Source organism: Enteroscipio rubneri, from assembly GCF_963929405.1.
Taxonomy (GTDB): Bacteria; Actinomycetota; Coriobacteriia; order Coriobacteriales; family Eggerthellaceae; genus Enteroscipio; species Enteroscipio rubneri.
Genome location: NZ_CAWVIN010000003.1, coordinates 604,330 through 621,329 on the forward strand (window position 1 = coordinate 604,330; position 17,000 = coordinate 621,329).

A 17,000-nucleotide genomic window follows, 5' to 3' on the forward strand; every position below is an offset into this window, starting at 1 on the left:
GCAGCGCGCAGGGCGCAGTGGCCGGCGATCCGAACGGCCTGGGGACGAAGCGGCCTGCGGGCCAACCGACCCGCAGGCCATTACCGCGTACCGTGATCGGCGGCGCGCAGGGCGCAGCGGCCGGCGTCCTACCGCGCGCCGCCGCCTCCGCCGCCGAAGCCGCCGCCTCCGCCGCCCGAGAAGCCGCCCCCGAAGCCTCCGCCGCTCGAGAAGTTCCCGCTTGCACCCGAGATGGCCGCCTGCGCCGTCGACATCGTGTTCGCGACCGACGTCTGCAGCATATCGCCCACCGAAGGCAGCGTCGCTCCGCTCGCGGTATGCGCGCCGGTGTACCAGAACCACCACGGCACGTACGTCGCGCCAAGCGACCCGTCGTACTCGAACAGCTGCGGCATGGCGATCTGCAACTGTTTGATGGTTTGCTCGGCCACACCGAACAGATAAGCATACACCATGAACTCGCCCCACACCTTCACGTCGGTGGGCGGGCGCTCGTCAAGCGTTGAGAAGTCGCGCAGCCAGTTGCGCAGCGCTTTGCACTTCGCCACCAGGTTATTGCCGCGCACGCTGCGCCGCGGCAGGTAGTTCGCAATAACGCCGATCGCTATAGCCGTTGGCAGCATGAAGATAAGCGGGATGAAGTTGCTCATGAACACTGCGATCGCGATTCCGGCCATCGCCACCAGGCCGGCTACGGCAATCAGATAGCCTTGGTATCGCTTTCCTTTGAGCTCGAAGAAGTCCTGCTTATTCGTCTCCGCCGAAACAACGCCTTGCCACGCCTGCATGGCGTCGAGGAATTCCTGGGGATGGTCTTCGCCATACTTCTTAAGCGTGCCGAACCACAGGGCGTCGCCCCCCTCGGCCACTTGGCCGAACAGGAGCGCGAGCGCCTGGAGGTCGATGGGATCGGTCACGGCATCGGCCGCCGGCAACCGCGTGATGTAGTAGTCCGACACCTCCTTGGCGCCGAACACGCCCGGTTGCGGGTAGCTCCCGGAATCGATGCGCACCGCACCGATATGCGCCAGATGCATGAGCGTGGCCGTGAAGTCGTCCTGACTCTCGCGATCCCAACGCCACAGCCTGCCTATGACCGCAGGGTGCACGGATGGATCGGGCACGTCGCGCCAATATTCACCGGTATAGTCCGGTTCGTATTCCTTGCCGTACTTGAAGTATGCTCGGAGCGCCCAACCTATCAGCAGCACGCAGATGACGCCGCACGCGATGACGAACGCAAGCGCGAGCACGCGGTCGCGGTTCGCCTGATCCGCCCACCCCTGCTCCTCTTTCATCACCTCATCGAGACGCAGCTGGTCCTTGAAGGCGAGTGCCGCCTCGCCCGATAGATTCGTCAGCCAATCGACGGGAAACACGACACGCGCCTCGGCATACTGACCGGGAGCCACCGATGGAACCGTGTAAACGATGGTCCCGTCGGGGTTGACGACCAGCGAGCCGTCGAGCGGTCCGTGGCCCCATGCGCGCACGTTGTCGCCCGGAACAACCTCGGTTCCCTGGGGTACGGGCAAGGCAAGCGTCAGCGTCACGTCCGATGCGGTCTCCTCCCATTGGGAGCCGATATAGCGCCAGTTCACTTCGCCCACATCTCGAAATGCCTGCACACCGTTGACCACGGTATAATCCAGCTCGATGATGACACGCTCGTTCGACGCGTGAAAGAACGCGTAGACCGTGTTTTTGGCTGCATCAAGCGAATACGCGTCCGTGCCGGGACCGCCTTCGTCGCGCCAGGCGAGCACGAACGGCTCGTTTTTCATCGTCACCCAGTCGCCCTCTACCTTGCCTTCGGCGTCAACGGCAGCCATGCGAGCTCCGTTCATCTGCAACTCGGAGTTAGGCGGAAGGTTCTCGAACGTCCACCAGACGGCGGTGAAGTCGCCGTTGAAGTCGAACGTGCGCTGCTCTGTGAAGTGCAGCGATCCGTCGGTCTCCACCTGGGCCGCGATATCCACCTTTGGCATCGTGTACGATTTCGCCCACGCCTCGACCGGATTCGACGCAGCCATCCAGCACGCCGCCACCAGCACGGTAAGCACGAGCGCAAGCGACGCGCCCAGCGAACGCGCCCGGGAATCTCGATATTCTCGAAAGCCAAGATACGAACCGCTCATGTTTTGCACGATCATGCTCCTTGCAACTTGAAGATGGTCACGGTATCATAGCAAATCGCACCTACTATACTGAGGAGAGCTGACCGAGAGGCCGAAGGTGCTCGCCTGCTAAGCGAGTATACGCCACAAGCGTATCTGGGGTTCGAATCCCCAGCTCTCCGCCACTGAAACGTACAACCCTCGTCCGCCCAGCGCGCACGAGGGTTTTTACCGTTCGGAACCACCTCCCACGCTGTCAGAACCCGGCAACGCGGGCCATCGCAGCCGAGGCCCGGTACGCCCGCGCTGGGTGCGCGCGGCCGCGTTCCGACGGAAACCTTCCAACGGCTTCCCAGCATCCGGCGTGTTAGCCGTCGCGCCCGCCGCGGCCCTTCCGACGATCGCTCAGGCGCTCGGTTCGCATCGGCTTCTTGCGATAGCTCGGATGATGCCGCAAGAATACGGCACGGCATATAAAGGTAACGCCGAGGCCGATAAGCGCCGTAACAAGGAAGCTGAGCGCAAGGTCGAACACCGCTTCGTTATGCTCGAACCACGCATAGACGCTGACCAGCAGAAAAAATGCCGACAATCCACCGGTGATGACGGTGAACATCTTGATGAGAATTTCCTTAGCCCTGTTCGGAGAATGCCGATACGCCATCACCAGATACACGATGCCCGCCAGCACGGCAAGCAGAATGAGCATCGGGACGATGCGCGATAGACGTGCGATCATCGGACGGCTCTCCTTTCTGCGCGCGCAGCGTTCGACGGCTCCATGCTAAAACTGCACTCGGGGAGCCGCATCGGAACCGGCTGCGGCATCGAAGCTCTCCCGCTGCGAGAAGCCCATCATTCCCGCAATCAGCACGGCAGGGAATGTCTGAATGGCAGTGTTGTACTTCATGACGGTGTCGTTGTAGCTCTGCCTCATATAGCTGATCTTGTCTTCGGTGTTGGAAAGCTCGGCCTGAAGCTGCTGGAAGTTCACATTCGCCTTGAGGTCGGGGTAGGCTTCGGCCACGGCGAACAGACTCTTGAGCGCGCCTGTCAAAATGCCGTCGGCCTCCATTTTACCTTCCGGCGTACGCGCGCTCATCACGGCCGAACGCGCCTGCGTAACTTCGTCGAGCGTGCCGCGCTCGTGCGTGGCGTAGCCCTTGACAGTCTCCACCAGATTCGGGATGAGATCGAGGCGCCGCTGCAGTTGGACGTCGATCTGCGCCCAAGCATTGTCCACCATGTTGCGCAGCTTCACGAGGTTGTTGTACAGCGCGATGATGGCGACGATCAACACGACGACGATGACGAGGATGACGATTACGAGGATATCCATGGTTCTCCTTTGCCGTTACGTGCAGTATATTCTACCATCGCTCGTCTTGCGTTAAGGCGCTCCGTCATGCGACCGACAAAACCCTCGCAGCCGGCAAGAGAACCCTGTGCGCCCGTGCCCAGTTCCACTTCGAGGGCCTGGCCTTCCACGGCTCGCATCGACGCGAATGCTCCCTCGTACGCGTCGGCTGGGAGACGCCGACGCGCCGAGAACCGCGAACGCGTTGGTAGGCGGGGACACTGCGGCGCCGCCTATGCTGGCACGCGCGGCGCACGGCCGCACCACGCTTACCGAGCGGTTGCGGAACGCCCGGCGCCCGAAGGGACGATCCCCGCGCGCACAGGCCCGAACATCGTCGCGCGCGCCCACCACCCGCGCGCATGGGCTTCGGCGGCAACCAGGCTTGCATCCTGAAACGACCGGCAAGGTGCAAACACGGCCGATCCGCTGCCTGACATGAGCGCGCAATCAACGCCGTCCTGCGCTTCCATCCACGCGCGAACCTCGGCGAGCAACGGTACGAGAGATTCGGATGCACTCGCCAGATTGTTGCGGAGCGGCACGTCGCACGCCCGGCGCGCGGCGAGGGCCCGTTCCCGATCGACACCCGCAATGCGCTCGGGACGAACGTCGAACGCCCGGTACGCCTCGGCCGTCGACACGCCAACTTCGGGCTTGACCACCACGGCATACGCGCCCATCGGCTCAAGCTCATGCATGAACGCATCGCCCACGCCGTCGAAGCACGCGCATCCCCCATGCAGGAAAAACGCCACATCGGCCCCAAGCTCGCGTGCGACCTCCTCAATGCGCGGATCATCGGAGGCAAGGCCCCACATATATGCCGCGCCTACGAGCGCCGCAGCGGCATCGGACGATCCGCCGCCCAAACCCGCTTCAGAGGGGATGTGTTTCTCCAGGCGCACCGTCACCACCTCGGCTTCGTTCCGGCCAATGCGCCGGGCAAGGGCACGCACCGCCTTGCTCACAATATTGCGCTCCGTCGGCACATCGAGAGGCGGCAGCCCGCCGCGCGCAACGCAGGCAAGGTCGATGTCCAATCCTCCGGCACGCTGCGGGGCGACGCTCATGTGCAGCACATCCCGAAGCGTGAGCGCATGCATGATGCTCACGGCCTCGTGGTACCCGTCGGCACGCCGCTCCCCGATATCGAGAAACAGATTCACCTTCGCCGGCGCGATAAGCTTAATTGCGCCAGGTTCTTTGAACGGGGCGGCGGACAGCTGCGCCGCGCGTGCCGCGGCGATCAGGTCCACGGGCTGCTCGGCACGCGGCACTCTTCGTTCTCGTTCGTCCGATTGCATCATGCCTGCTCCGTTCGTTTCTTTCTCTTGGCCGCGAAAAACGAGCGCAGAAGCTCAGCGCACTCGTCGGCAAGGACGCCCGGCACGGCTTCGAAGGTATGATTGAGGCGCTTGTCCTCGTTGACCGCGTATAACGTCCCAAGAGCCCCTGCCTTTGGATCGGCCGCACCGTACACGCAGCGATCTACGCGCGCCTGGTGCATAAGGCCCGCGCACATCACGCACGGTTCGAGCGTCACATAGACTGTGCAGCCGGCGAGCCGCCACACGCCTCGACGTTCGGCGGCTTGCTTGAGAGCGAGAAATTCCGCATGGCCGGCAGGGTCCTGCGTCGTCTCGCGCAGGTTGCACGCCCGCGCGATCACCTGAGGCTCGGCTAATGGACGGCGCGTTGCGGGGTCGGTCGGCTTATACACGACGACTGCGCCGATGGGCACTTCATCAAGGGCGGCAGCCCGATGCGCCTCCTCAATCGCCATGCGCATGTAATCCTCGTCAGAAGGCCGCGACTTTCGCTGCCGCGAGTCGCTCGCCGGCAGAGCATCAGCCGAACCAGCACCGGAAGGAACCGTGCCGCCGGTTGCTTCCGCGAGATCGCGCGCCCGAGACGCGCCGGCCTTCGGCTCGGCGCCGAGAACGTCGGCGCTGTTGTCTTCATCGTTCATGCCAATTATTATATGGTATCCTGTGCTTGCATTTCGAAACCTGTTTCGAAAAAGCATGTGGCGAACGAATGTTTCACGTGAAACATCGGGGTCTTGGGGGCCGCGTCGTTCGTTTCATAGCAATGCGGAGGCGTGGCCGAGTGGTTGAAGGCGGCAGTCTTGAAAACTGTTATGCCGAAAGGCATCGTGGGTTCGAATCCTACCGCCTCCGCCACATAGATTCCCTCAATCCGATGCAAGCTTTTTATGTCTTGGCGGTATTCCAGATCGCAGGTCAGGGCTCAGTCGATGTGCGAAAAGGATCTGCCGAAGAAGACCAGCAGACAGGACTGTGCGGAAAATGCTCCGCAGAAAAGCCTGCTATCGTCTTTCGCCATCATCGACCACCGTGCAGTCGTTCCACGAGCAGTCGACTCGCTGAACCCGCAACGCGGACGTGCATAGTCGAGCCCCTCGGTGCGAGGGGCTCGACTCGGTTTCGGATACCGAGCAAGAACTACCGCTCGTTCATCGGAACGTAGGGGCGCTTGCCGCCGCGCGTGGATTTGTACGCCGGGCGGATGATGCGCTTGCCAGAGACGATCTCCTCGAAACGATGCGCAGCCCAACCAGGCATGCGCGCACAGGCGAACAGCGGCGTGAACAGATCCTCGGGAATCCCCATCATCGAATACACGAAGCCGGAGTACATATCGATGTTGGCGCACATATCCTTGCTCGTGCCCTTCTCGCGCAGGATAACCTCGGGCGCGAGGCGCTCGATACTGCGAAGCAGGTTGAACTCGGCCTCGTATTCCGTACCCGTTGCCAGCTCCTCAGCAAAGCGCTTGCACACCACGGCGCGCGGATCGGACTTCGTGTACACGGCGTGGCCCATGCCGTAGACAAGGCCCGTCTTGTCGTAGGCCTGCTTGTTCACGATTCTCGCAAGGTAGGCAGCAACCTCATCGTCGTTGCTCCAGTCGGACACGTTCTCCTTGATCTCCTGCTGCATGGCGAGCACCTTGTGGTTCGCGCCGCCGTGCTTCGAGCCCTTGAGCGAGCCCATGGCAGCTGCATAGGTAGAGTACGGATCGGTGTCGGCCGAAGTGAGCACCCGCGTCGTAAACGTGGAGTTGTTGCCACCGCCGTGTTCGGCATGCAGACACAGCATGATGTCCAGCATGCGCGCCTCCTCCTGAGTGAACGAGCGGTCGGGCCGCAGCATCGACAAGATGGTCTCAGCCGTGGACTGGCCGGGAATGAAACGATGCATGATCATGGATTCGTTGTTGTAACGGGCGCGCTTGGCGTAGTACGTCAGCACCATGATGCGCGGAAGACGGGAGATGAGCGAGATGGCGGTATGAATCTCGTGATGCGGCGAGCGATCCTCCGCGTCCTGATCGTACGCGTACAGCAGCAGAATGGAGCGCGCGAGCACGTTCATGATGTCGGGCGGCGTGTCGCGCATAATCATGGAGGCAGTGAACCCGTTGGGCAGCTCGCGCTCGGCGTCGAGCACCGAGACGAACCGGTCGAGTTGGTCCTTCGTGGGCAGTTCGCCCATAAGCAGCAGATATGCCACCTCTTCGAAGTTGAAGCGGCGCTCGGCAGCATCGGTTCCCAACAGGTCGTACACATCGTATCCGCGATAGCGAAGGCTTCCCTCGTCGGCGATCTTCTCGTTGTCAGACACCACGTAGCCATGGACGTTCGCAATATTCGTGAGTCCGGCGACGACCCCCGTGCCGTCAGCGTTGCGCAGGCCGCGCTTTACATCGTACTGGTCGTAGTAGGCCGCGTCGATGGCATTGATCGCTTTGAAGTTCTCGTAGAGGGCGATCTTCCTCTCTTTCTCGTCGCTCATAGCACATCCTTCCTGCCGCGCCGAACGCGGCCCCTTCTCCTTGTTCCGGCAATGCGCATATCCGGCCGTCCGCGGGGCGTACGGCCTCCCGTTGCTCTGGTGGATGGGAGATACAGCGATGCTTCTTTAGCATGATAGAGCGAGCAGGCGGGCGGCGCAATCCCAGGGAGGGAACTAGTCGGCGAACGCGACGGGACGCTCACGGTTCGGCAACCGCCTTTCCCTGAAAAAGCGTGGTGCAGGCGGGCCGTATAGACTGACCTCCACGACAGTCCGAAAGCGAGGGCCACGCCGTGATAGAATCAATGTTTTCCCTACTCATCGAAAAACGCGACTGGTTCATCGACCTGTTGCTCCAGCATATCGCCATTTCGCTCGTCTCCATCGCTCTCGCTGCGATCATCGGGCTGGCGCTCGGCATTGCTATCGCTCAGTGGCGGCGCGGCGCGAAACCGGTGCTTGCGCTTGTGAACTTCATCTACACCATCCCCTCCATCGCTTTGTTCGGCTTTCTGATCCCCCTTACCGGCATCGGCGACCTCAACGCCGTGACGGCGCTCACCATCTACGCGCTGCTGCCCATGGTGCGCAACACCTACACGGGCCTTACCGCCATCGACCCGGCCATCATCGAGGCAGCGCGCGGCATGGGCTCCACCGACCGGCAGACGCTCTATCGCATCGAACTGCCGTTGGCAGCGCCCGTCATCATGAGCGGCATCCGCAATATGGCGACCATGACCATTGCGCTGGCCGGCATCGCGTCCTTCATCGGCGCGGGCGGCTTAGGCGTGGCCATCTATCGCGGCATTACCACGAACAATCTGGCTATGACGCTGGCCGGCAGCGTGCTGATTGCCGCACTCGCCATCGTCGTCGATCTGTTGCTGGGCCTTGCCGAGAAGCGCGCACGTCGCCACTTGGAGCCCTCGCCTTCAACTGTCCGCGCCAAGAAACTGAGGCGCGGCGGACGGGCGGTCGCAGCCGTTGCTGCGTCGGTCGTGCTGATCGCGGGCGGCACCTTCGCCTACGCGAAGTTCGCGGAAGACAACGGCGGCGGCACCATCGATATAGCCACGAAGCCCATGACCGAGCAATACATTCTCAGCGAGATGCTCAAAACGCTGATCGAGCATGACACCGATCTCTCCGTGCAGATTACCCAGGGTATCGGCGGCGGAACATACAACATCCATACCGGCATGGAGCGCGGTGATTTCGACTTATACCCGGAATATACCGGCACAGCCTGGACGACGGTGCTCAAACGCGAGGAATTCTATGACGAGTCGATGTTCGACGAACTGCGCCAGGCCTATGAGGATCGATTCGGCTTCGAATGGATATGCGAATACGGGTTCAACAACACCTTCGGCATCGCCGTTCGCAAAGACGTAGCCGAGCGCTACGGGCTGCACACGTACTCGGACCTTGCAGCAGTCGCTCCCGAGCTCACGTTCGGCGCACAGCCCGATTTCTACGATCGGGAGGACGGCTACCCCGGCCTGCAAGCCACCTATGGCATGGACTTCGGAACCACCGCCGACATGGACATAAGCCTGAAATTTCAGGCGCTGTTCGACGGCCAGGTGGACGCTATCACCATGTCCACCACCGATGGACAGGTAACCGACGAGCGCCTCGTGGTATTGGAGGATGACCGGCATTTCTACCCGTCGTACCGGTGCTATGACATTGTGCGCAGGGACACGCTGGAAGCGCACCCCGAGCTGCAGGACGTGCTGTTGAAGCTGGACGGCGCTATAAGCGACGCCGATATGGCACGCATGAATGGCGCGGTCGAAATGGAGGGCAGGGAGCCGAAGGACGTGGCCGACGCGTTTCTGTCCGAAAGGGGACTGGTATAGCATGGGAAGCCCGAGTGCGCAGGAGAGGAACATGCCCGCCATCGAATTCGACCATGTGGTGAAGCGATTCGGCGATGCCGTCGCCCTGAACGACGTGAGTCTGAGCGTCGACAGCGGATCGTTCGTCACCATCATCGGCAGCTCGGGCTGCGGCAAGACGACGCTGCTCAAGCTAGCCAACGCTCTCGTCATGCCCGACGAGGGGCAGGTGCTTGTGCATGGCAGCGCCACCACCGAAGCCGACCCTATCGAGCTGAGGCGCACCATAGGCTATGTTATTCAGGGCAGCGTGCTGTTCCCCCACCTCACCGTGGAGCAGAACATCGCGTACGTGCCGAGCCTGCTGAACCGGCGCGACCAGCGACGCACCGAATCCGCGGTAGACAAATGGATAGGGCTTCTAGGGCTGCCCTCCAACCTGCGCGACCGCTATCCCGCCGAGCTTTCCGGCGGCCAGGCCCAGCGCGTCGGAATCGCCCGCGCGCTGGCAGCCAGCCCCGACATCCTGCTGGCGGACGAGCCTTTCAGCGCCGTGGATGCTATCACACGCGCAAGCTTGCAGGACGAAATCAAGCGCATCCACAACCAGACCGGCGTCACCACCCTGTTCGTCACGCACGATATCGACGAAGCACTTGACCTGGGTGAAAAAGTGATGGTCATGGAAGCTGGACGCGTCGTGCAGTACGCATCGCCGCACGATGTGCTTGCGAATCCCGCGAGCGGGTTCGTCGAGCGACTCGTCGCCCGCAAGCGCAGCGTCTATGCACGATAGAAGCCTCTGGCGCGACTTCAGCAATCGCCCCTTCGCATGCGAACGTCTTTACTGACAAGTATCGGAAGTATGTGCCCCCCCCGTCCGGGGCGCCAGACCCACCGAATCGGCCGGATGCTTTACTGAAGACAGCCTTCCGAAACGAACGTGAAGTAGCTTGGGTAACCTTCTGCACACCGCCCAGCGAATGATTCCGCGACACGTATTCGCACAGAGCCCGAACGTGCCCCTTTCCCAAACAATCGTCCCGACGGGGAGGGCGTGTGAAAATCCCGTCCTCGACCCCTTCATAAAAATAGTCAACCGTATAGGATGAAATCCGAGAACGATTGACCGGCCGGTCAACACGGCGGCGCGCGAACAGCCGGTCGACGACGAAAGGAGGCGACAATGGGCAACCGGAAGGAGGAGTTCGAGAAGTTCGAGAGCCTTCCCGAAGAGCGGCAGGACGCAATCGTCGAAGCCGCCGTTGAGATGTTCGGACGCTTCGACTACAAAAGCGCATCAACCGAGGAGATTGCCCGCAAAGCTGGCATATCGAAAGGCCTCCTGTTCTTCTACTTCAAGAACAAGAAGGAGCTGTACCTCTACCTCATGGAGCACCTCATGGAGAAGGTGTCCGATCTGGTGGTGGACGACGGGTTCTACGAGATCGACGACTTCTTCGAGCTGCTCATCTACGCGGCGGAAACCAAGCGCAAGGTGCTTTCGCGTTTCCCCTATCTGTTGGAATTCTCCGTCCGGGCCTTTTACCCGGAGCATAAAGACATCAAAGACACGATGGACAGCTGGACGCAGCGGCAAATCGACCTGATGTTCTCCACGTACTTCAGATGCGTGCGGTTTGACCGGTTCCGCGACGACATCGACCCGAAGTACGTGCTCGACCTGCTAATTTGGCTGGCTGACGGCTACCTGCACCAGCAGCGCGCCCTGCATCAGCGCCTCGACATGGACGCGATGCTGGACGAGATGTACCGCTGGTGCGCCATGCTAAAGGCCTACTCGTACAAGGAGGAGTACCTATGACGTTACGCGAAGCGCCGCAGAAAGCGCAGGGTGGTTCCGTCGAAGGCGATGCGCTTACCGAAGACAAGGCATGCGGCGAGAACCAAGCTTCTCTCGTAGGTGAGGTATTCGAAGGGAGCGGAGTCGCCGCTGAAGAGCGCAGCCGCGAAGTCACCAGCGGCACGGCAGCTATCGAGGTGTGCGGCCTTGTGAAGGATTACGGCAAGGGTCGCGGCGTATTCGATGTTTCGTTCGCCGTGCAACCGGGCGAGGTGTTCGGATTCCTCGGATCAAACGGTGCCGGCAAGACGGTGACCATGCGCAATCTCATGGGCTTCATCAGGCCCGACGCGGGTACGGCGCGTATCGGGGGGCGGGACTGCTTCATCGAACGGGCGCGTATCCAGCAATCGCTGGGCTATCTGCCGGGCGAGATCGCCTGCATGGACGAGATGACGGGCACCGCCTTCCTCGAGTTCATGGCGCGCATGAAACGCCTGCAGGACCGAAACCGCATGCGAGAGCTGGTTGACTACTTCGAGCTTGATGCCGGTCGGCGCATACGCAAGATGTCGAAAGGCACCAAGCAGAAAGTGGGCCTCGTATGCGCGTTCATGGGACGGCCCGATATCCTGCTGCTCGATGAGCCTACGAGCGGCCTCGACCCTCTCATGCAGAGCCGCTTTATCGACCTCGTCATGGCCGAGAAGCGTCGCGGGGCCACCATCATGCTCTCGTCGCACCTGTTCGAGGAGGTGGAGCGCACATGCGACCGCGTGGCGTTCATCCGCGCGGGCCGGTTGGCCGCCGTTGAGAATATGGACGATGTGCGCCGTTCACGCAAGCGCGTGTTCTCGGTGACGTTCGCCGATGCCGTCGCATGCGAGCGCTACCGTACGGCACACCCCGAGGCTGTGGGCAAAAGCGAGCGCGTGGTTGAAGTGACCGTGGCGGGATCGAAGGCGCCCGTTCGAGGAGCTGCGGCGCATTCGGCGGGATCGATATCAGCATCGATGTCAGCATCGATGTCGGAAGCAGCACGTTCGACAACGGAACCGATGACGGGAATAACGCATTCGGCAACGGGATCGACGGATGCGTTCGTGAAGGACCTGGCCGCCTACCCCGTTGCCGACCTAGCCGCGCGTGAGCAGTCGCTGGAGGAGCTGTTCATGCATCTGTACGGAGCAGATGCGTCGGAGAAGGGAGGCTCCCATGAATAGGACCCTGTTCGCCAAAGAGCTACGCTCGAACCTGTTCGTTTTCGGAATCGTATATGCGGTGCTCGTCATGTATATCGCCGTGGTCGTAAGCATGTTCGACCCTGAACTCGGAAAGAGTTTGGACATGATGATGGCCAGCATGCCCGAACTGTTCGCGGCGTTCGGCATGGCCACCCAAGCGACCACGCTCACCGACTTCATGCTGAACTACCTGTACGGCTTCTTGTTGACCATGTTCTCGTTCGTATTGATCGTGATCATGGCGAACAAGCTCATGGTGCGTTATCTCGATCGCGGCACCATGTCGTACCTGCTGGCCACGCCTAACAGCCGCACGCGCATCGCGACCACGCTCGCCGGCGCGATGGTGGCGCTCCTTGCGCTGCTGGCCATGCTGGTCACGCTTGCCGAGGTGGGCTGCGCCGAGCTCATGTTCCCGGGCGATCTAGACACGCAGGGGCTTCTGCGCGCGAACGCAGGGATGCTCGCGCTCTGGGTGTTCCTGGCGGGAATGTGCTTCCTTTCAGCCTGTCTGTTTGCAAGCGCGAGCGCGGCGTTGTGGGTGGGCGGAGGCGCCGGCATCCTATTCTTCCTCATGCAGATGCTGTCGCAAGCGGGCGACAAGCTGGAGTTCTTGGAAAACGTGAACCCGCTCATGCTGTTCGACTACTACGGCCTGGCTGCAGGCGAAGGCGAGGCCGCCCTAGGGGCGGCTGCGCTCGCGGTCATAGGCGTCGCCCTATTCACGGTTGCCGTAGCCGTCTTCAACCGCCGCAACCTAAGCATTTGATCAGGCGCGACCGATGCGCTGACCGCAACCAGAAAGACAAAGGGTCCGACGCGCCGGATCGCTCCCGCAGCCGCCATGGCAGGACTCTGGGAACCAAGCCCGGACCACGGGTCGTGCAATTTCTCCGCACCATGAAAATTGTCGTTGACAGCTTCCGCGTTTACTGGCAGAATATCTTCTGCTGCTTCGATGTGCGCCGTTACCTCAGCTGGATAGAGGGACTGACTACGAATCAGTACGTCGGGGGTTCGAATCCCTCACGGCGCACCATTTGTCATCCCAGATCAGAGCCGATTTTTAGGCTCTGATTTTTTGTTTTACGGGGACGTTTTGACCAAAAATTGCCGAAATTGGCTCACTAACTCGGTTCAAACGCCTTTCCATGTTTCGTTGCAAAATTATTTTCTCTCTCCACGCATGGAGATTTTGTATACGCGCTCAAGAGCGTTCTGATTTGGCTTCAAGGCAGGTGTAAGACGCTTGGCACCGCCTTTGAAAAAGACGCTTAAACAACGATTCAAAGGAAGACGTTTGATTGCACCCTTTTCGACGCGGCACGATTTTTCGGTCGGGGGTTCGGCAAAAAGCCCACAGCGCGCTTTCGCTCCGCTGCGCGACACATGGTACAGTCTGCATCACGTCTCGGGCCGCGGGCGATCCGGGACCGAGCCGCGCCAGTCCGCACTCGAACCTTCTTTCGGACCTCGATCCCCGAGGCTCGCGGAGAGCTTCTTGAACGAGTCCTCGGAAAGGCAGTGTTCCATGCGGCAGGCTTCCTCCGAGGCGATCTTGGCGCCCACGCCGGCCTCCAAGAGCATACTTTCGAAGAACCTGTGATGCTCGAGGATCGAGCCCGCGACCCGCCCGCCCTCCGGAGTCAGGCGCACGTCGCGGCCGACCACCTCGGCGAACCCCGCCGCGGACAGGCTCGACAGCGCCTTGGTGACGCTCGCCTTCGAGACGCCCAGCCGCTCGGCGATGTCCACGTTGCGGCACGACCCGCGCAGGCGGCGGATCACGAGGATGGCCTCGAGGTAGTCCTCGGAGGACTCAGTTAGCACCCCATTCCGTGGGCCGCAGCCTGCGTCGGCGTCATCCCTCATTCCAATCATCCTCTCGTTCGCCAAGTCCCTGCAGGCGACATGGCATCGCGGGCAATCTGCCACATGAGCCGACTTTGCATCGGCAAAGATGACGAGATCGACCGATTAGCGATGTTGTCCCCTTATCGAAGAAAAACCTGGGTCTGCTCCATGTGGCACGCCCCTTCTGCCATTCGGAAAGAGCCATGGAGTCGACTCCCACTGCGTTAAGTGAAAGCAACTAGCGAACGTGCTCCATAAACCTAAGGACGCTTTCGCTGGACCCGTGCGCTCGCAGATCGACCTTTTCGCAGCCGCTCCGCCCCACCATCAGAGCCGAAGTGCAGACCTTGAACAAAAACTCAAGGTCATGGGTGATGACAGCCACGGGACGGCCTTTGGCAAGCTCCTCGATGAGTTCGGCAATCCTTGCCATGTGCATGAAGTCGAGGCCCGATGTCGGCTCATCCAGAACGACAATCTTCTTGTTGCTTAGAAAGGCGCAAGCCAGCGCCAAACGCTGCTTCTGGCCCCCCGATAGATTCTGCGGATGCTCGGTCCTTTTGTCCCATAGGCCGATGGCCTTGACGATGCGCGCTGCCTCGTCAAGGCGGTCGTTATCGATGTCTTTCTGGTCGGTCAGGATCTCGTTTTCCACCGTATCGAAAAACAGCTGGTAATCGACGTCTTGCATCATGTAGTACGAATAGCGAAGCCTCTGCCGCGGTCCAACCCCCCACGAGAAGGCTTGCCGCCCGCCGGCAAGACCGCACATCGCTCGGGCGAGCGTGCTCTTTCCGACTCCGTTCGCCCCAAGGACGCCCATAACCTCGCCCTCTCGCAAAGAGAGCGTCAAGGGCCCAATCAGGGCTCGCCCGCCTGCAGAGACCGAAACGCCCTTCATTGAGGCAGTCTCTGCCCCGAGCTGACGGTGGTTTTCCGGATTCAAGCTGCGCAAATCAAGTGCACGAAGCCCATAGCGCGCGCAATCCTCGGCACGAAGCCGACCCGCTGCGAACGAATCGATGATTTGGCCGCCCGCCATGACGTAGAGCCTGTCGTAGAGATCCGCCAGAAAGTAAAGCCTGTGCTCGGCGATGACGACGGTCTTGCCGAGGGTCTTCAAATCGGCGAGGATTCGGCGAAAGTCCTCTATCCCTTCGTGGTCGAGGCTGGCGGACGGCTCGTCGAAGAAAATCACCTGGGTGTCGTAGACGAGCGTCGAGGCTATGGCGACGCGCTGCTTCTCTCCTCCCGAGAGGCCTACGAGGTCCTTGCCCGCCAGATGCGCGATTTTCATGCTCTCGAAAGCCGACTCGACCCTTTCGACCAGCTCCTCGCGAGGCATGCCCAGATTCTCGCCGACGAGGGCCACCTCGTCGGCCGCCTTGCGGGTGAAGAACTGGTCGGTCGGGTTCTGGAACACGTTGCCGATCGCACGGGCAAGCTCGCCGGAGGAAAACTCTCCCAGGCTTTTCCCGAGAAGCTCGATTCTCCCATCGAGCTCGCCTTCGCACTGATCAGGAATCAAGCCGTTCATGGCACGCATGAGAGTGGTCTTCCCGCACCCGGAGTTGCCAGTGAGCACGACGAGCTCGCCGCGCTCCACCGAAAACCGCACGTTCTTCAATGCCGCAAAATCTTCTCCCTTGTACGAGAAAGACCGAATGCCGACGTCAATCACATCCATACAGCAACCCCCAAAAGAACGACTCCGGCGCCCAAGGCGGCCCCGTCAAGCAGACCGAAGGAGAGACTTCGGTAGCTCGTCTTTTCACAATCCGCTTCGATTCCTTTCGAAACCACGGAGGCGACGAGCGTCTCGCTCACGTGCAGGCACTTGTACACCAGGGGCACGAAGTAGAGCTCGAAGGCGCGCACAGGACGAAGCGGGCTCGGGCGCAGCCCGCGAACCCGCATCCCGCGCTTTATCTCCTTCACGCGGCCGCCCATCTCATCGAGGAAGCGCAACCCTATGACTGCGCCGACTGCGGCTCTGTTCGGAACGTGCAGCTTGCGCATGCTCGCCAGAAGCTTCGAGGAGCTCGTCATCATGAGGGCGCAACCGACGTTGACGACGGGGAAGACCCTCACCACCAAAACCGCCACGCCCAGGAAGATGCTCGTGACATAGCCGATGTCGACATGCAGGATCAGCTGCACGACCCCGCACGCTACCGCAAAGAGCACAAGCTGCCTCAAGAAGGATGCCGGCGAGACGTCCAAAAGGACGAGAAACGACAGCGCCAGCACGAGGTCATATACCAGCTGATTGGCGAGAAACGCTTGGATGAGCGCCAGAAGCGTCAGCGCGAAGAGCGTCAGTGGGTGCAGATGCCCCTCGCGCCCGCCGTCGAGCAGATCCGTTTGCCCCATCAACCCAGCCTGCTTTCCTTTGCGCCCTTTTCGAAGAACTTGTCGTTAATGAACATTCCGAAACGCCCGGCCAGAAGCTCGGTCACAATGTTAATCAGCACGCAGATAACCATCATGTCGACCGTATACATCGCCACCATCTGCTGCGCCTGTTCAAGCGAGATGCTCTCGACGAAAGTCGCCAGCCCATCGGATCCCAGAACGAGCACGAACACTATCATGTGCATCGAATAGATGAACATCGATGCCGAAAACGACAGCCACACCCTCTTCTTGTTTCCGTAGTCGCCGACGATGATCTCTGCGACGATGCCCGCGATCAGGCACAAGGGCGTCGCGACGGCAAAGCCCATGATCGCGTAGAGCACGCCGTAGATCAACCAGAAGCAGAAAGCCGTCCCTCTTTTTTGCACCTTGCGTGCCATGATGATGTAAACGGGACCGACGAAGAAGGCCGCGAATCCCGCCGAGACGTACATGGAAAGCGCGCCGAACATGCCGGTTATCATGCCGACGCCCATCCCGAGGGCGAATCCGATTACCCCCAGTACCGCTATTGTCGCGATGTCCTTCAGTTTCATGT

15 protein-coding genes and 3 tRNA genes are annotated in these 17,000 nt (G+C 61.0%); 8 read left to right on the forward strand and 10 right to left on the reverse strand.

The features are described 5' to 3' along the window. Positions 1–128 precede the first annotated feature (128 nt). On the reverse strand, positions 129–2,138 hold the full coding sequence (locus tag ABGT83_RS09645; RefSeq protein ID WP_346688030.1) for a DUF2207 domain-containing protein: 2,010 nt from the start codon (positions 2,136–2,138) through the stop codon (positions 129–131). Between the two features lie 73 nt (positions 2,139–2,211). Between ABGT83_RS09645 and ABGT83_RS09650 the strand changes: the two genes are divergently transcribed. Then, a tRNA-Ser gene (locus ABGT83_RS09650) sits at positions 2,212–2,302 on the forward strand. A gap of 182 nt (positions 2,303–2,484) precedes the next feature. Here the strand turns inward: ABGT83_RS09650 and ABGT83_RS09655 are convergent. The 4 genes from ABGT83_RS09655 to ABGT83_RS09670 all read right to left on the reverse strand — a co-directional run bounded on the left by ABGT83_RS09655 (position 2,485) and on the right by ABGT83_RS09670 (position 5,446). Beyond that, a complete protein-coding gene (locus ABGT83_RS09655; RefSeq protein ID WP_103265202.1) occupies positions 2,485–2,856 on the reverse strand; it encodes a guanylate cyclase in 372 nt (123 codons plus the stop codon). A gap of 45 nt (positions 2,857–2,901) precedes the next feature. Next, positions 2,902–3,456 (reverse strand): LemA family protein, encoded by a 555-nt coding sequence (locus ABGT83_RS09660; protein ID WP_103265203.1) that lies wholly within the window; start codon positions 3,454–3,456, stop codon positions 2,902–2,904. A 287-nt stretch (positions 3,457–3,743) separates the two neighbouring features. Continuing rightward, positions 3,744–4,784 (reverse strand): 4-(cytidine 5'-diphospho)-2-C-methyl-D-erythritol kinase, encoded by a 1,041-nt coding sequence (gene ispE / locus ABGT83_RS09665; protein WP_346687287.1) that lies wholly within the window; start codon positions 4,782–4,784, stop codon positions 3,744–3,746. Beyond that, the gene (locus ABGT83_RS09670; protein ID WP_428994607.1) at positions 4,781–5,446 is read right to left on the reverse strand and encodes a nucleoside deaminase; all 666 of its coding nucleotides are present in this window, start codon (positions 5,444–5,446) and stop codon (positions 4,781–4,783) included. Before ABGT83_RS09670 ends, ispE begins: the two co-directional genes overlap by 4 nt. Before the next feature lie 126 nt (positions 5,447–5,572). On the opposite strand from ABGT83_RS09670, the gene ABGT83_RS09675 reads away from it, so the two are divergent. Beyond that, positions 5,573–5,660 (forward strand) — tRNA-Ser (locus ABGT83_RS09675). 282 nt (positions 5,661–5,942) lie between these two features. Here ABGT83_RS09675 and ABGT83_RS09680 read toward each other — a convergent pair. Then, positions 5,943–7,295 (reverse strand): citrate/2-methylcitrate synthase, encoded by a 1,353-nt coding sequence (locus ABGT83_RS09680; protein ID WP_346687289.1) that lies wholly within the window; start codon positions 7,293–7,295, stop codon positions 5,943–5,945. Between the two features lie 293 nt (positions 7,296–7,588). Here ABGT83_RS09680 and ABGT83_RS09685 point away from each other — a divergent pair, with 293 nt between their 5' ends. From ABGT83_RS09685 to ABGT83_RS09710, 6 genes are all read left to right on the forward strand, one after another. Then, positions 7,589–9,163, forward strand: a complete 1,575-nt coding sequence (locus tag ABGT83_RS09685; protein WP_239926496.1) for a glycine betaine ABC transporter substrate-binding protein — start codon at positions 7,589–7,591, stop codon at positions 9,161–9,163. Position 9,164: 1 nt separating this feature from the next. Next, entirely contained in the window at positions 9,165–9,938 is a 774-nt protein-coding gene (locus tag ABGT83_RS09690; protein ID WP_187143311.1) for an ATP-binding cassette domain-containing protein, read from the forward strand. A 390-nt stretch (positions 9,939–10,328) separates the two neighbouring features. Then, on the forward strand, positions 10,329–10,967 hold the full coding sequence (locus ABGT83_RS09695; protein WP_346687291.1) for a TetR/AcrR family transcriptional regulator: 639 nt from the start codon (positions 10,329–10,331) through the stop codon (positions 10,965–10,967). After that, positions 10,964–12,169 carry an ABC transporter ATP-binding protein gene (locus tag ABGT83_RS09700; RefSeq protein WP_346687292.1) on the forward strand — a complete coding sequence of 402 codons (1,206 nt, stop codon included), beginning with the start codon at positions 10,964–10,966 and terminating at the stop codon, positions 12,167–12,169. Before ABGT83_RS09695 ends, ABGT83_RS09700 begins: the two co-directional genes overlap by 4 nt. Then, positions 12,162–12,959, forward strand: a complete 798-nt coding sequence (locus tag ABGT83_RS09705; RefSeq protein WP_346687294.1) for an ABC transporter permease subunit — start codon at positions 12,162–12,164, stop codon at positions 12,957–12,959. Before ABGT83_RS09700 ends, ABGT83_RS09705 begins: the two co-directional genes overlap by 8 nt. Before the next feature lie 193 nt (positions 12,960–13,152). After that, a tRNA-Arg gene (locus ABGT83_RS09710) sits at positions 13,153–13,229 on the forward strand. A 365-nt stretch (positions 13,230–13,594) separates the two neighbouring features. Here the strand turns inward: ABGT83_RS09710 and ABGT83_RS09715 are convergent. From ABGT83_RS09715 to ABGT83_RS09730, 4 genes are all read right to left on the reverse strand, one after another. Further along, the gene (locus ABGT83_RS09715) at positions 13,595–14,020 is read right to left on the reverse strand and encodes a metal-dependent transcriptional regulator (RefSeq protein ID WP_428994608.1); all 426 of its coding nucleotides are present in this window, start codon (positions 14,018–14,020) and stop codon (positions 13,595–13,597) included. A 262-nt stretch (positions 14,021–14,282) separates the two neighbouring features. Beyond that, complete coding sequence (locus ABGT83_RS09720) at positions 14,283–15,731, reverse strand: ABC transporter ATP-binding protein (protein WP_346687296.1); 1,449 nt, start codon at positions 15,729–15,731, stop codon at positions 14,283–14,285. After that, entirely contained in the window at positions 15,722–16,417 is a 696-nt protein-coding gene (locus ABGT83_RS09725; protein WP_346687297.1) for an energy-coupling factor transporter transmembrane component T family protein, read from the reverse strand. Before ABGT83_RS09725 ends, ABGT83_RS09720 begins: the two co-directional genes overlap by 10 nt. Further along, positions 16,417–16,998: an MptD family putative ECF transporter S component gene (locus tag ABGT83_RS09730; protein WP_301154607.1), complete on the reverse strand. Its 582-nt coding sequence runs from the start codon at positions 16,996–16,998 to the stop codon at positions 16,417–16,419. The genes ABGT83_RS09725 and ABGT83_RS09730 overlap by 1 nt, the downstream gene beginning before the upstream one ends. Positions 16,999–17,000 lie beyond the last annotated feature (2 nt).

Bases quoted from the DNA above. Each gene is read 5' to 3' on its own strand.
- ABGT83_RS09655 (WP_103265202.1), bottom strand. From the start codon at position 2,856: ATGATCGCACGTCTATCGCGCATCGTCCCGATGCTCATTCTGCTTGCC.
- ABGT83_RS09730 (WP_301154607.1), bottom strand. From the start codon at position 16,998: ATGAAACTGAAGGACATCGCGACAATAGCGGTACTGGGGGTAATCGGA.
- ABGT83_RS09660 (WP_103265203.1), bottom strand. From the start codon at position 3,456: ATGGATATCCTCGTAATCGTCATCCTCGTCATCGTCGTCGTGTTGATC.
- ispE (WP_346687287.1), bottom strand. From the start codon at position 4,784: ATGATGCAATCGGACGAACGAGAACGAAGAGTGCCGCGTGCCGAGCAG.
- ABGT83_RS09680 (WP_346687289.1), bottom strand. From the start codon at position 7,295: ATGAGCGACGAGAAAGAGAGGAAGATCGCCCTCTACGAGAACTTCAAA.
- ABGT83_RS09690 (WP_187143311.1), top strand. From the start codon at position 9,165: ATGGGAAGCCCGAGTGCGCAGGAGAGGAACATGCCCGCCATCGAATTC.
- ABGT83_RS09695 (WP_346687291.1), top strand. From the start codon at position 10,329: ATGGGCAACCGGAAGGAGGAGTTCGAGAAGTTCGAGAGCCTTCCCGAA.
- ABGT83_RS09725 (WP_346687297.1), bottom strand. From the start codon at position 16,417: ATGGGGCAAACGGATCTGCTCGACGGCGGGCGCGAGGGGCATCTGCAC.
- ABGT83_RS09720 (WP_346687296.1), bottom strand. From the start codon at position 15,731: ATGGATGTGATTGACGTCGGCATTCGGTCTTTCTCGTACAAGGGAGAA.
- ABGT83_RS09705 (WP_346687294.1), top strand. From the start codon at position 12,162: ATGAATAGGACCCTGTTCGCCAAAGAGCTACGCTCGAACCTGTTCGTT.
- ABGT83_RS09670 (WP_428994607.1), bottom strand. From the start codon at position 5,446: ATGAACGATGAAGACAACAGCGCCGACGTTCTCGGCGCCGAGCCGAAG.
- ABGT83_RS09645 (WP_346688030.1), bottom strand. From the start codon at position 2,138: ATGAGCGGTTCGTATCTTGGCTTTCGAGAATATCGAGATTCCCGGGCG.
- ABGT83_RS09700 (WP_346687292.1), top strand. From the start codon at position 10,964: ATGACGTTACGCGAAGCGCCGCAGAAAGCGCAGGGTGGTTCCGTCGAA.